Origin of the sequence: Flavobacterium sp. (genome assembly GCF_035456085.1) — a bacterium.
Classification (GTDB): domain Bacteria; phylum Bacteroidota; class Bacteroidia; order Flavobacteriales; family Flavobacteriaceae; genus Flavobacterium.
Genome location: NZ_DATIDY010000203.1, coordinates 1 through 14,943 on the forward strand (window position 1 = coordinate 1; position 14,943 = coordinate 14,943).

General features: G+C 30.3%; 9 protein-coding genes. 1 reads left to right on the plus strand and 8 read right to left on the minus strand.

Annotated features, from left to right (window positions below):
* From VLC96_RS15435 to VLC96_RS15455, 5 genes are all read right to left on the minus strand, one after another.
* Positions 1 to 1,112 (minus strand): SufB/SufD family protein (locus tag VLC96_RS15435; RefSeq protein WP_325264335.1); only part of this gene is annotated, 1,112 nt, incomplete at its 3' end.
* A 75-nt stretch (positions 1,113 to 1,187) separates the two neighbouring features.
* Entirely contained in the window at positions 1,188 to 1,940 is a 753-nt protein-coding gene (gene sufC, locus VLC96_RS15440; protein WP_325264337.1) for a Fe-S cluster assembly ATPase SufC, read from the minus strand.
* A 42-nt stretch (positions 1,941 to 1,982) separates the two neighbouring features.
* Positions 1,983 to 2,372: a four helix bundle protein gene (locus VLC96_RS15445; RefSeq protein WP_325264339.1), complete on the minus strand. Its 390-nt coding sequence runs from the start codon at positions 2,370 to 2,372 to the stop codon at positions 1,983 to 1,985.
* A gap of 73 nt (positions 2,373 to 2,445) precedes the next feature.
* A complete protein-coding gene (sufB, locus tag VLC96_RS15450) occupies positions 2,446 to 3,894 on the minus strand; it encodes a Fe-S cluster assembly protein SufB (protein ID WP_325264341.1) in 1,449 nt (482 codons plus the stop codon).
* Positions 3,895 to 3,970: 76 nt separating this feature from the next.
* On the minus strand, positions 3,971 to 4,300 hold the full coding sequence (locus tag VLC96_RS15455) for a HesB/IscA family protein (protein WP_325264342.1): 330 nt from the start codon (positions 4,298 to 4,300) through the stop codon (positions 3,971 to 3,973).
* A 279-nt stretch (positions 4,301 to 4,579) separates the two neighbouring features.
* On the opposite strand from VLC96_RS15455, the gene VLC96_RS15460 reads away from it, so the two are divergent.
* Entirely contained in the window at positions 4,580 to 5,437 is an 858-nt protein-coding gene (locus VLC96_RS15460) for an MBL fold metallo-hydrolase (RefSeq protein ID WP_325264344.1), read from the plus strand.
* 91 nt (positions 5,438 to 5,528) lie between these two features.
* On the opposite strand, the gene VLC96_RS15465 is transcribed toward VLC96_RS15460, so the two are convergent.
* The 3 genes from VLC96_RS15465 to VLC96_RS15475 form a co-directional block, all read right to left on the minus strand.
* Entirely contained in the window at positions 5,529 to 6,242 is a 714-nt protein-coding gene (locus tag VLC96_RS15465) for a glycoside hydrolase family 78 protein (RefSeq protein ID WP_325264346.1), read from the minus strand.
* Between the two features lie 2 nt (positions 6,243 to 6,244).
* Positions 6,245 to 11,503 carry a T9SS type A sorting domain-containing protein gene (locus VLC96_RS15470; protein ID WP_325264348.1) on the minus strand — a complete coding sequence of 1,753 codons (5,259 nt, stop codon included), beginning with the start codon at positions 11,501 to 11,503 and terminating at the stop codon, positions 6,245 to 6,247.
* A gap of 613 nt (positions 11,504 to 12,116) precedes the next feature.
* Positions 12,117 to 14,750 carry a LamG-like jellyroll fold domain-containing protein gene (locus VLC96_RS15475; RefSeq protein WP_325264349.1) on the minus strand — a complete coding sequence of 878 codons (2,634 nt, stop codon included), beginning with the start codon at positions 14,748 to 14,750 and terminating at the stop codon, positions 12,117 to 12,119.
* Between the last annotated feature and the right edge of the window lie 193 nt (positions 14,751 to 14,943).

Genomic DNA, 14,943 nt, shown 5'->3' on the forward strand with positions numbered 1-14,943 from the left:
GAACATTTTACATCATCAGCAAAAATTTCCAATTGTGGTTTTGCATTGATAGTTGCTTTATCGCTCAAAAGAATGTTGTTGCTTTTTTGAAAAGCATTTGTTTTTTGAGCTTCTTTTTCAACATATACTTTTCCATTGAAAACTCCATTTGAACGATCACTGAAAATTCCTTTGTAATCTTGGAAGCTTTCGCAATTTGGAGACGCATGGTTTACCAAAGTATAATGATCAACATGTTGTTTGTCGCCAATAATTGTGATGCCGTTCAACGTGCTTGTCAATCTTTCTCCAAAGTGATAGAAGTTTAAATTGTTTCTGGTTAGGTTTCCACCAAAAGAGAAAGTATGCACTGAAACATGACTTTCTTGTTTTTGAGAAACATAAGTATTGTCAATTAAATTGGCTTCTAAATTGTCATTTTGAATTTTGTAATAATCAACAATGGCTCTTTTTTGAGCAAAAATCTCTGTAACCGAATTGGTTAAAACCGGATTGTTGTTCAAACTTTGGTGGCGTTCAATGATTTGTACATGTGAGTTTTCGCCAACAATTACCAAGTTTCTTGGTTGTACCAAAAGAGCAGTTTCATTTCCTGTAGAGAAATACATGATCTCAACAGGTTTATCCGCTACTTTACTTTTTGGAATATTGATGTAAGCTCCTTCATTGGCGAAAGCCGTATTTAGAGAAGTCAAACTTTCATCTTTACTAGCGATTTGGTTAAAATAACTATCAATAACCATTTTGTATTTTGGCTTGTTCAATGCTGATGACATTAAACAAACATCAATTCCTTCGTGTGTAGTCGAAGACAAATGAGAACTAAAAACGCCATCGACAAAAACCACTTTGTAAGTGTCTATTTCGTGTAAAAAATATTTTTTTACTTCACTGTATTGTATGGCATTTTCTGTTTTTGGGAAAACGCTAAAGTCATTTTTTAAAATAGGTGCTAGCGAAGTATATTTCCAACTTTCTTCTTTTTTGGTTGGGAATCCTTTATTTTCAAAGTTTTTTATAGCAAGTGTTCGCACATCATGAAGTTCTGAGTGAACATCAACTTGCTCTTCAAAAGCCATAAAAGACGATAATAATTTTTCTTTTAAATCCATTGGTTTTGTTTCAAGTTTAAGGTTTACAAGTTTAAAGTTATTAGATAGCTTTAAACATTAGACTTTAAACAATTTTTACGCTTCTTGTTCTTGTTTAATCCAGTCGTATCCTTTGTCTTCCAATTCGTGAGCAAGACTTGCATCACCAGACTTCACGATTTTTCCGTTGTAAAGGACATGAACAAAATCAGGAACGATATAATCTAACAATCTTTGGTAGTGCGTAATTACAACTACTGCATTTTTTTCACTTTTCAATTTGTTAACACCATTAGCAACGATGCGAAGTGCATCAATATCTAATCCTGAATCTGTTTCGTCAAGGATAGCTAATTTTGGCTCTAACATTGCCATTTGAAAAATCTCGTTACGTTTTTTCTCTCCACCTGAAAAACCTTCGTTTAATGAACGAGATAAAAACTTTCTGTCGATTTCTAATAATTCTGATTTTTCACGAATTACTTTCAGCATTTCGTTGGCAGGCATTTCTTCCAACCCTTTTGCTTTGCGAGTTTCGTTGATTGAAGTTCTTAAAAAATTAGTAACAGAAACTCCTGGAATTTCAACAGGGTATTGAAACGAAAGGAAAACTCCTTTGTGCGCTCTTTCTTCTGGAGCAAGATCAGCAAGATCTTCTCCGTCCAAAAATACTTCTCCATCAGTCACTTCATAGTTTTCGTTTCCAGCAATTACAGCTGAAAGGGTACTTTTTCCGGCACCATTTGGTCCCATTATTGCGTGGACTTCTCCTGCTTTTACTTCAAGATTAATTCCTTTTAAGATTTCTTTGTCGCCAATTCCAGCGTGTAAATTTTTTATACTTAACATTCGTTTTATTTGTTTAAAGTTTAAAGTTTAAAGTTCTTGTAATTACTGAAACTTAGTACCTTTAAAATCTTTCTTGTTTAAATATGATATAAAATTGTTTATTTTTCCACTTAAATTTTCAAAATCTGTTTTCAGAATTTCAAATTTCTTTTCTTCAATATAACCAAAATCAAAAACTCTGTAGAGTTGAGATCGTGTTTCTCCTGCAGAACCTTTTGCAATCGATAAAAACTGGCGAAATTTCAAATTTCCATTTCTTTCGAATCCTTCTGCAATATTGTCCATTACCGAACCAGAAGAAGCTTTTATTTGATCTTTAAATTTAAAATCATTCTTCAATTCTGTTTCCAAAGAAATGGCATATATTTCTTTTGCTAATCTTCTAGCCTCTTTCCAAATTTCTAAATCTTCAAATCGATTTATTGTTGCCATCTATTTTGTTTAAAGTTTTTTTGTTTAAGGTTAAGTTGCTCAACTTTAAACCTTAAACTTTAAACAAAGTTAATTATCCTACTGAACCTTCAAGTGAAATTTCAAGTAATTTTTGGGCTTCAACAGCAAATTCCATTGGTAACTTATTCAATACATCTTTACTGAATCCGTTTACGATAAGAGCAATTGCTTTTTCGGTTGGAATTCCACGTTGGTTGCAATAGAAAACTTGGTCTTCGCCAATTTTACTTGTCGTAGCTTCGTGTTCAATTTTAGCCGATGGGTTTTTACTTTCGATGTAAGGAAATGTGTGAGCCCCACAATTGTTACCCATTAACAAAGAGTCACATTGTGAAAAGTTTCTAGCGTTTTCAGCTCTTGCACTAATTTGCACTAAACCTCTATAGCTATTTTGTGATTTTCCAGCAGAAATTCCTTTGGATATAATAGTCGATTTACTGTTTTTACCTAAATGAATCATTTTGGTTCCAGTATCCGCTTGTTGATGATTATTGGTAACAGCAATAGAATAAAATTCTCCGATTGAATTATCACCTTTTAAAATTACTGAAGGATATTTCCAGGTTATTGCCGAACCAGTTTCGACTTGTGTCCATGAGATTTTCGCGTTATTCTCGCACAATCCTCTTTTGGTTACAAAATTAAATACACCACCTTTACCTTCTTTATTCCCCGGATACCAGTTTTGAACAGTAGAATATTTTATTTCGGCATTTTCAAGTGCAATCAATTCTACCACTGCGGCGTGTAATTGATTTTCGTCACGAGTTGGAGCAGTACATCCTTCTAAGTAAGAAACATAACTACCTTCATCGGCGATTAATAATGTTCTTTCGAATTGTCCAGTTCCAGCTTGATTGATTCTGAAATAAGTTGAAAGTTCCATTGGGCAACGAACACCTTTTGGAATATAGCAGAATGAACCATCTGAGAATACAGCCGAATTTAAGGCTGCATAAAAGTTGTCTTTTTGAGGAACAACAGTACCTAAATGTTTACGAACTAATTCAGGATGTTCTTTGATTGCTTCAGAAATACTCATGAAGATAATTCCTTTTTCGCTCAATGTTTTCTTGAAAGTCGTAGCAACCGAAACTGAATCGACAACAATATCCATAGCGATATTGTTCATCTTTTTTTGTTCGTCAATTGAGATTCCTAATTTTTTGTACATTTCTAAAAGTTCAGGATCTACATCATCCAACGTTTTGTTTGGATCTGCTTTTTTGGGAGCTGAATAGTATGAAATTGCCTGAAAATCAGGTTTTATATAATGAACATTTGCCCATTCTGGCTCAATCATTTCTTTCCAAGCACGAAACGCTTCAATTCGCCAATCTGTCATCCATTGTGGCTCTTCTTTCTTTTGAGAAATAGCGCGCACAATATCTTCATTTAGGCCAATAGGAAATGTTTCGGATTCTAATTCAGTATAAAATCCGTATTCGTATTCTTTAGTTTCGAGTTCGATTTTTAAATCGTCTTCTGTGTATTTTGACATTTTTTTAATTTAAAAATTTAAAGGCTAAGATTTGAATTCTTAATCTTAAATTATTTTTATTTTTAATCCTTAATTATTATAAAGAAAACGATTCCCCGCAACCACAGGTTCTACTAGCATTTGGATTATTAAAAACGAATCCTTTTCCGTTTAATCCTCCTGAAAATTCTAATATGGTTCCTGCTAAATATAGGAATGATTTTTTTTCGACAGCAATTGAAATATCGTTGTCTACAAATATTTTATCGTCTTCGTGTTTGGTCTTGTCAAATTTCAAATCATATGACAAACCAGAACATCCACCGCTTTTCACACCTACTCGCACGAAATCTTTAGCGGCATCAAAACCATCGTCTTTCATCAAATCGATAATTTTCTTTTTGGCAGTATCAGAAACTTGTATCATTTTTTTGTCGTATTTAATGTAAATATTTTAGTACATACTCAAAAAATAAATTCTATTTGCTAACAAATATCATATATTCTAATCTTTATTATGTCTAAATTAATTGCAAAGATACTATATAAAATGCTTTTTTCCATGATTGGTAACATTTATATAATAAATGATAAAATAGAAAATGTTTATTATGATTTAATAACACGAATGTATTTTGCTAAATTGCATAAATTATTAGATACTCTTTAAGAATCTTATATTTTCACACATTTAATTTCGAATAAAATGAAACTTTATCCAATAGAAACCGGAAATTTTAAACTTGACGGCGGTGCTATGTTTGGAGTGGTACCAAAAACAATTTGGAACAAAACCAATCCAGCAGACGAGAATAATTTAATTGATATTGCTGCTCGCTGTTTACTAATTGAAGATGAAAACCGATTGATTTTGATTGATACAGGAATGGGAAATAAACAATCGGAGAAGTTCTTTGGATATTATTCGCTTTGGGGAACACATTCAATGGACAAATCGTTGGCTCAATATGGTTTTCATCGTGATGATATTACTGATGTTTTTATGACGCATTTGCATTTTGATCATTGTGGTGGAAGTGTACAGTGGAATAAGGACAAAACCGGTTATGAACCCGCTTTTAAAAACGCTAAATTCTGGAGTAATCAAAATCATTGGGAATGGGCGACAAAACCCAACGCTAGAGAAAAAGCTTCCTTTTTGTCTGAAAATATTTTACCAATGCAGGAAAGTGGACAATTGAATTTTATTTCGAAACCAGAAAGTGATTTTGAAGTCTCCAAAGAGTTGGGATTCGGAATTTTTTATGTTGATGGCCATACTGAAAAGCAGATGATTCCGCATATACAATATAAAGGTAAAACGATTGTTTTTTGCGCCGATTTATTACCAACCGCCGGACATTTGCCTTTGCCTTATGTTATGGGTTACGATACAAGACCATTATTGACAATGCCTGAGAAATCAAAATTCCTCAATACCGCTGCAGAAAACAATTATTATTTGTTTTTGGAACATGATGCTCATAACGAGATTATAACAGTTGAGCAGACTGAGAAAGGAGTGAGGCTGAAAGAAGTTTTTGGCTGTGAGGATATTTTTTAAAACAAGAATAGTAAAATACCAAAAAAGCACCCCATTTTCTAATCGATGAAAATGGGGTGCTTTGTTAAATAATCCTTATTGTTTTAAAGATCTAGTTGGTTTTGAATTTCCAAACTTGTCCTACCGTTTCTCCTCCTTTATTGTCTTTTACAACAACTCTCCAAAAGTATTCTTTGGCAGAGACCAACGGAACGTCAAGTGTTTTTGCTGTTATATTTTCGGCTGCTTTTTCAGTTGGTGGATTTGTAGTTCCAAAATAGACAACATAAGTAAGTAAATCTGTTGCATCTACATCTGAGGCATCCCATTTTAAAGTAGCGGTTGCGGTAGTCAATACGGCATTTAGGTCAGGAGTAAGCAGATTAGGAGCAAAAGGTAAATGATTCACAACAGCATCACCAGAAGTATAAAATTTAAATGTTACCGAATAAGCACTTGATAAACCTTTGGCATCTGTCGCTTTAATTCTCCAATAGTAAGCAGTATTTTTTTCTAATTCTATTGTTAGCAAATTTGAAGCGTCTTCAACAGTTTTTGCAATTTGAGTGAATTGGTTGTCTTTGGCGATTTGTATTTGATAGGTAATATTATCATTATTTGCATCTGTCGAATAGTTCCAATCAAAATTAACCTTATTGTTTAAGCAAAGTTTATTATCAACAGGGGTTTTCAATGTTGGAACTGTCGGAGCTATGTTTTTAGCTTCTGGAACTGGTGTAGGAGTTGGAGTAGATCCAGAATCATCTCCACTACTACAAGAAATTAATAAAGTGATAATTATCGATAGATATATAAGATTCTTCATTTTTAATTTTTTATAATTTTTACATTTTTGATAGTATCTAAATAGATTTTAGCAATGTAGACTCCTTTTGGTTGATTTTCAAGGGTTAATTGTGCAGTTCCATTTTCTAAAGTGTATTTTTTATTTGAAATTACACGACCATCTAAAGCGTTTATTTCGATGATTACTTCTTTATTGGAACCTGGTAATTCAATTGCAAAACTTCCTGAAGTAGGATTTGGATATGCAGCTAAAACTATATCTAAGCCTTCAATGTTTTTAGTATAAACTCCTTCACAAGCTTTGGCAGTTTTCACTTCTAGCAATCCGCCTCCTTTTGCTGTTATAGAAAAGGCAGTATCACTGGTTTCAAACTTTTCTACACCATTAACAAAAACAGTGTAAGGAGCAGTTCCGTCTGTAATTTCAACATCAACTTTTTGAGATGTAACACTTGATTTTCCTGTAATCGTTGCTCCTTTTTGAATAACAACATTAAAATTTTGTTCGTAATTTTCGTCAGAAATGGCAATAGATATGTTGTAATTACCAGGAGTCAAATTAGATATTTTTAAACTGTTGTTCACAAAAGTGTAAGGCTTATTATTTACAGTTGCAACATAGTTTTGAGTTGTTTTAGCAACGATGCTTATTTCTCCATTGTTTTCACCGAGGCAAGATTCGCCTTTAGTTTCAATTGTAAAATTGTTTGAAGGCAAACTATAACTACATTCTATATTAAAACTTGTAGTTGCGTCTTTTTTGGTCATCCAGTTTGCGGTTGAATAAGTAATATCATCTACTTGGATACAAGATAATCTACTATTTCCTTTAAAATCAACTTTGTCAGTTTTTAATAAAGTATTTTTCCCGTTTTTAAGATTTATATATTTAAAATTACTTGTATTGCAATAGAGTTCTTCTAAATTTATATTATTACTTAGATCTAATTTATCTAACGTATAACTATTTGATATACTTAAAGATTTTAGGTTTACGTTTTTAGAAAAGTCGATTTGTTTAAAATTATTGAAACCACAAGATAGAGATGTCAAATTAATATTCTTGCTAAGATCTAAAGTTGAGAGATAGTTACCATAGCAAGTAAACTTTGTTAATAAGGTGTTCTGAGATAAATTTATATCAGATAATTTATTATAAGTTAGATACAGGTTTATTAATGACTTGTTCTTAGAAACATCTATGGCGGTTATTTCATTATAATTGGCACTTAAATCAGTTAATAATAAAGAATTTGTAATATCCAGAGATGTCAATTTATTGTTATAACAATCAAGCTTTTTTAAATTAATATTTTTTGAAATATCTAAACTTGTTAAAGCATTCCAATTACAATTAAGTTCCTCCAAGGCAATATTTTTCGATAAATTGATGTTTGTAATTGCATTACTATTACAATTTAAATATTTTAAATTCAAATTATTTGAAACATCTAAAATAGTCAACTTATTTGCTCCACACTCTAAACTTTCCAATGAAATAAAATCTTGAATTCCAGTTAAATCTGAAATTGAACAATTGTAAATGTATAAAGAAGTTAAAGTTGCGATTTTCGAAGTTTCTACTTTTCCATCAACTACACCTGAATCAATACCTAAAGAAATTAATTTTTTTTCAAAATTAGGATCTGGTATAAGAGTGTATTTAATAAAAGGAACACAGTCTTCGGAATAATTTGCGGTTGCATCTTTTGCAATCCAATTTGAAGTCGAGTAAGCAGCATTATCAACTTGGATACACGTTAAATTTGGATTGCTTGTAAAATTCCCAAAAATAACTCTTTCCATATTTGAGTTGTTACCATTCTTTAAATTAAGGTTGTAAAGATTATTGTTAGAACATTCTAGTTCTTTTAAAATAAGATTTTTAGAAATGTCCAGATTTATTATTTTATTGAAAGAACAACTTAAGATACTAAGTTTAGTATTCCTTGAAACATCTAAAACCGAAATTGAATTAGAGTTACAATCTAAATTACTTAATAACGCGTTGTTTGAAACATTTAAAACCGAAATTGAATTAGAGTTACAATTTAAATTACTTAATAATGTATTTTTTGAAACATCTAAGGCTGTAATAGCATTATTACTACAATTTAAAGTATTCAATGATAGGTTTTGAGTAACTGACAAAATAGTCAATTGATTTTTACTAACATTTAGATTTGTTAACGCTAGATTTTTAGATACATTTATTGTTTTCAATAAGTTGTTAGTACAGTCAAATGTAGATAATGAAGTAAATTCTTCAATTCCCGTTAGGTCTGTAATGTTGCTATTTGACACATTTAAAGTTGTTAAAGGGGCAATACTCATTGTGGCAACTTTACCGTTTTTACCATCTTTATCAATACCTAGTGCAATTAATTTATCTTCAAAATTAGAATCAGGAATTAAAGTATAAGGAATAATAACAGGACACGCATCTGATGAGTAAGTTGCGGAGGCATCTTTTTTAGTGCTCCAATTAGTATCTGAATAAGTAACATTGTCAACCTGAATGCATTTTAAATCAGGGTTTTGTGTAAAATTGAGCCCTCCATTATTGCCGCTAGTCGTTACTAACAAAGTATTAGCTCCATTTTTAATATTCAGATTTACTAGTTTGTTATTGCTAGCAAGTACTTGATAAAGTTTCGCATTTTGGGAAAAGTCTAATGTTCTTATCTGATTATTTTGACACCATATTTGACCTAATTCTGTGTTCTTTGAAACATCTAAAGCGACTAAATTATTTGAACTAGCTAATAAATAAGTCAGTTTGGTGTTTTTAGTTAGATCCAAATTATTTATTTGATTGTTGTCAACAATTACATTCTTTAAATTTATATTCTTTGTTAGGTCAATGGAAGTAATTTTATTAGAACCTAAATCTATATTAGTTAAATTTACATTGTTTGTTAGGTCAACAAAAGCTATTTTATTACTACTAAGATCTACGTTAGTTAAGTTAGTATTCTTAGAGATGTCAATCGATGTTAGATTATTGTTATACGCATACAATTGTTGTAAAGATATAAAATCCTGAATACCTGTTAAATTGGAAATAAGACTATAAGAAACATCTAAGTAAAGTAGCCCCGATATACTTTCAGTTTTTACTTTGCCATTTAGTCCATCCCTATCGATTTTAAGAGCGATTAGTTTTTCTTCAAATTTTGAATCAGGGATAAGGGTATAAACATTACAATCTAAACTAAAACTTGCTATTGCATCTTTGGTAGTTGACCAATTTGCTGCTACAGTAAGATCAGCAACTTGAATACATGTCAATGATGGATTATTAGAGCAATTTAAACTAGAAAGGGCAGTATTTTTAGAAAGGTCCAATTTTTTTAATAAATTGCTTGAACTATTTAGAGATACTAAAGCTGTGAATCCTTGAATTCCAGTTAAATCAGTAATCGAACTATTCGATAAGTCTAGAGACGTAATTGTATTAATACTAGATAGTGATACAATTCCATTTTTACCATCTTTGTCAATACCTAAAGCTATTAATTTATCTTCAAATTTTGGATCGGGAACATTAATTACTGAGGCACAATTTATTGGTGAAAAATAAGCACTTTCATCCTTTGATGTAGACCACTTAGTGTTAGCATACGAAGCATCATCTACTTGAATGCAGTTTAGATTTACATTGTTTTTAAAAGAAGGAGAAATTAAATTTAAATTATTTCCGTTTTGTACATTTAGACTGCTTAGATTATTAGAAAAGCAATTTAAATTAACTAAATTTTTATTATTACTAAGATCCAACGTTGTTAATAAGTTAGAACTACAATCTAATTCTTTTAGGAGTTTGTTTGTATTAAGATTTAAAGTTGTAACCTTATTTTGAGAAAATTTTAAAGTTTCTAACAATACGTTGTTTGACACATCTAATGATTGCAAATTGCTTAACCAAGAATCTATTTTTTTTAGAGCGACATTTTTGCTTACATCTATATTTGATAAAGTAGAAAGTTGTCGAATCATTAACTCGGTTAAGCTAGTGTTTTTTGAAAGATCTAATGTTGAAATCTTATTACCACTACTGCCATTGTTACCACAGTTTAAATATTTAAGCGCTAGATTTGAGGTTACATCAATAGTAGTCAATAAATTATTTTCGCAGTTTAAAGAAGTCAAATTAGGGCTATTCCTAACATCTAATGTTTTTATGCTGTTTCCATCGCAAGTTAGTGTAAGTAAATTTGAGTTATTGCTTACATCTAATGTTTGAATTCCTGTATATGTGCATTCTAAATTTTGTAAGGCGATATGTTTTGTGATATCTAAAGCTCCAAGAGTATTACGAGAGCAAATTAGGGTCAATAAATTTAGATTATTTGATATATCTAATGCTGTCAATTTATTTGAAGAACAATCTAAATAGTTGAGTGCTTTATTTGCTGAAAGAGTTAAAACATTTAAATTATTAGAATAAACATCTAGTGAGGTTAACAAAGTGTTTTTTGACACATCAATAGTGTTTAATTTGTTCATCCTACAGGATAAAGTAGTCAACAAGGGGTTTTTTGAAAGGTCTAAAGCTGTGATATTATTAAAATTACAATTTAAGGTTGTTAAACTGGAAAATCCCTCAATACCTGTTAAGTTGCTAATAGAATTAGAGCTAACACTTAATTGAGTAACTGACATTATATCTGGAGTCAATACTTTTCCATCAGCCACATCATCTAATCCCAAAGCAATAAGTCTTTTTTCAAAATTTGTATCTGGAATAAGAGTATATTCTTCTGTTCCTTTTACGTAAACTTTAACATCGTCTATTAAAACTTGAAAACTTAGGTTATCAAAAGAGAATAATGAAATACTCAAATCATAAGAAAGGTTTTGGTCCGCAGTAAAAGTTGCTTCATTTTGAGTCCAATTGTTATTGGTCGCAAAAGTATTATTTGATAAAGTATTGGATGCGCCGTTTTGGCTTATATTTAAAGTAATCGGATGCATACCGCTGTAATTAGTATTTACATATTTATATTTATACTTTATAGTATATGTAACACCAGCAGTCATGGGAACTTTGGTTAGGATTTTGGGAGCTAATGTTTTATCAGTAATAGAAAGTTTAGCACTCGTTGTTTCATTCACGTAGAAGGCATTTGTTTTTGTAACAGTATTTTCAACTGTCCAATTCTCAGGGGTGGTGGTGTTTGTCCACGTTTCTAGTTTGCCGTTTTGGACTAAGTTTGTCTGGGCAAACGAATTTACTCCGATCAGCAAGAGCAATAATAAAAGTAATTTTGTTTTCATAAAGAGGGGGGATTATTGGGATTTTGAATAGTATAACAATATTTCACTTCATTTTAAATTATCAAGATTTACTAGAACGCAACAGATAAAAGGCACTGCCATGTAAATCAAGACAATTGATATTTAAAGATGAGATATGAGTTATTGACAAGAAAGAGTGTCAATTTTTAAGAAGAAATATTTTTTAAAAAAAAGTAGTTTTGTATCATAAATGGGGGTTTGAGTTTATTCGCAATTGTACAAAAAATATTTTATTTTCTTACAAATAAAATCATAAAATTGCTAATAATTTTATTTTTATAACAAAATTTATTTTTTCAACTTGTTTTTTATAAAAAAAATAATGATTTCATAATAAATTTAACTGGCATCAGGACTCCTTTTCTTTTCACTTTTCTGAGAATAATTTTTGTCGTTAAAAAAGCGCAAATTGGTTGAAATAGGATTACAAAGCTGGGTTCTTATAGTTTTGAATAGAATAATATTTAGAGAAAAGTCTGACGACATGAGAGCATTAAATAGTTTGGAATTTTGAATCATTAAAGTATTCTAAAAAGCAAAACCCCATTTTCAAATCAATGAGAATGAGGTTTTGTTTTAATAAGCAATATAATTATTCTACTATAACTTTTTTAACAGAAGCCGAGTTCTGATTAATTAAGTATATATAATAAATTCCTTTTGGAAGTTCAGATAAATTGATCTTATTATCGGTTTTGCTTGAATCCAAATTAAATTTTTTGACCAATTGTCCTAAAGCATTATAAACAGTTGCTTTTTCTAATGAAATATGTAGAATGTTTATTTCGCCCTTTGTTGGGTTTGGATAAACAACGGCTTTACTAAATTCAGATTCTTCTAGTCCCAAAGTGCAGGTTTCCGAATAGACAGTGGTTGCTTCTTTAATTTTAGACCAATTCGCGTTTGAGTAAGCGGCGTTGTCAACTTTCACACAACCTAAAGTGGTGATTCCTAAAAAATTTGTTCCTCCTGTGCTGGTCAATTTTTTACTAGTTAGTGATGCCACAATTAGGTTCTGATTGTTTCCATTTTTCAAATTTAAATACACCAGTGGATTACCTGTAACATAAAGAATTTGAAGATTAGTGTTTTTTGAAAGATCTAAAGAAACAAGTTGATTATTACTGCAGTCTAAAATATTTAAGGCTGTAAAATTTTCAATTCCGGTTAAGTCTTTAATATTACTGTTAGAAAGGTCTAAAGTGGTAATTGAGTTTATGTTTGCAACAGTAATTTTTCCGTTTAAACCATCAGTGTCAATTCCTAAATCAATTAACTTTTGTTCAAAATTTTGATCAGGAATAGCAGCAAAAGAAGGAGTACAATTAGTGTTGTAACTTGCAGTTGCGTCTTTTTTGGTAGACCAATTAGTATCAGAATAATTAATATCATCAACTCGAATACAACTTAGATTTGGGTTTTTTGTAAAATTTAGATATATAAGTTTAGAATTGTTACCATTTTTCAAATTTAGATTAGTTAATTGGTTAGAATTACAATATAAACCAACCAAAGCTGTATTTACGTTTACATTCAAATCTGCTAGTTGATTTTTTGAACAATTTAAAAATTCCAAAGCTTTATTTTTGCTTACATCTAAATTTGTTAATTGATTAGATTGGCAATACAACTCTATTAAAGTAGTGATTTTAGAAACATCCAAGGAGGTCAATTTGTTTTCACGACAATCTAGGAGAGTCAATGCAGTATTATTGTTTACATCCAAAGTGGTTAATAGACTGGTATTGCATCCCAAAAATGTTAAAGCGGTATTTTTACTTACATCCAAAGTACTGATCTGGTTTGAACCAGCATCTAATTTTGTTAAGGCAGTGTTTGTTTTTACATCCAAATTGGTTAATTGATTTGAATAGCAACTTAAAGTAATTAAAGCAGTATTTCTACTTACATCTAAATTAGTTAATTGATTTCCAGCACAATCTAAAGTGTTTAAAGCACTATTTTTACTTATATCTAAATTTGTTAATTGATTTCCGGCACAATTAAAAGATATTAAAGAGTTATTCATTGAAACATTAAGATTCTTTAATTGGTTATTAGCACAAACTATCTCAATTAAACTTGGATTATTTGAGACATTTAAATTCGTTAATAAATTAGTGTGGCAAAATATATTAGTTAACGCAGTGTTTTTGGAAACATCTAAATTCGTTAATTTGTTAATTGAACATGATAAATAGGTTAATTCTATATTTTTAGAAATATCCAAATTTGTCAGTTGATTAGATCCACAGGATAATAGTTTTAAATTTGTATTCTTAGAAACATCAATACTTGTTAATTGATTACTTCCACAAAATAATTTGTTTAAAGATAAAAAATCCTGAATACCGGTTAAATCAGATATATTACTATTAGAAACATCTAAATCAGTTATGAAAGCTATATCGGCAGTAAGCACTTTTCCATCAGGAACACCAGAATCAATTCCTAAGGCTATTAATTTATTTTCAAAATTTGAATCAGGAATTAAGGTGAATTGATAATTATTGCCTTCAGAAGTATACAAAAGACTAATTTCGGCTGGAGTCAACGCTCTATTCCAAATTCCAATATCGTCTATTGAACCTTTAAAATATTCATTATAAGTATCTCCAGTTATTCGTTTTCCTATTCTGAAAGTTTTATTAATTGTGTTTAAAGTTATATTTGCTCCAGTAACATAGATTCCATCAATAAACAATGAAACCTTTGTACCATCATAGGTTACAGTCACAAAATGCCAAACATTATCTAAATAATTATTTTGTGCTCCAGGATCATTATTAGAAAAATCAGAGCCAGTTATAAAATCAAGATAACCTTTGGAATAAATAGTAAGTGCAAATCTTTGAGATGTAGATAAACTTCCGTAATTAAATATAGCGCTATAGTTATTTTCGGTATAATTAGGAGAATTTGTTTTGAACCAACCTGAGATTGTTCTTGGAGAATTATTTTGTGGAATGGTGGCTATGGCTACATCAATATAACTTGATACTCCATCAAAACTATAAGCAGAGTTTGCATTTCCATTTCTATCTGTTGTCAAAATCGTTCCAGTTGCAGTACCATTATATCCATTTCCGCTGATGTCATTTGAGTTTCCAGTAAAGGAATAGTAAGCAATCAAACTATTTGTAGGGACATAAGGAGGAAGATTTTGGCTATGGATGAAAGATTTGAAACAGGCGAAAAGTAAAAAGACAAGTAATTTTATTTTCATAGGTTAGATTTTTTGTTAGGCTTTACAAGAGTACAAAATACATTTTTATTTCCTTACAAAGAAGGACATAAAAACACCAATAAATCTATTTACACATTAAAATTCACTACTAAAATCATTTTATCATAAAAAACCGTTAATGATTGCATAATTTTTGCTTTACTTCTGCTACTTTTGAAATTATTACTTAAAC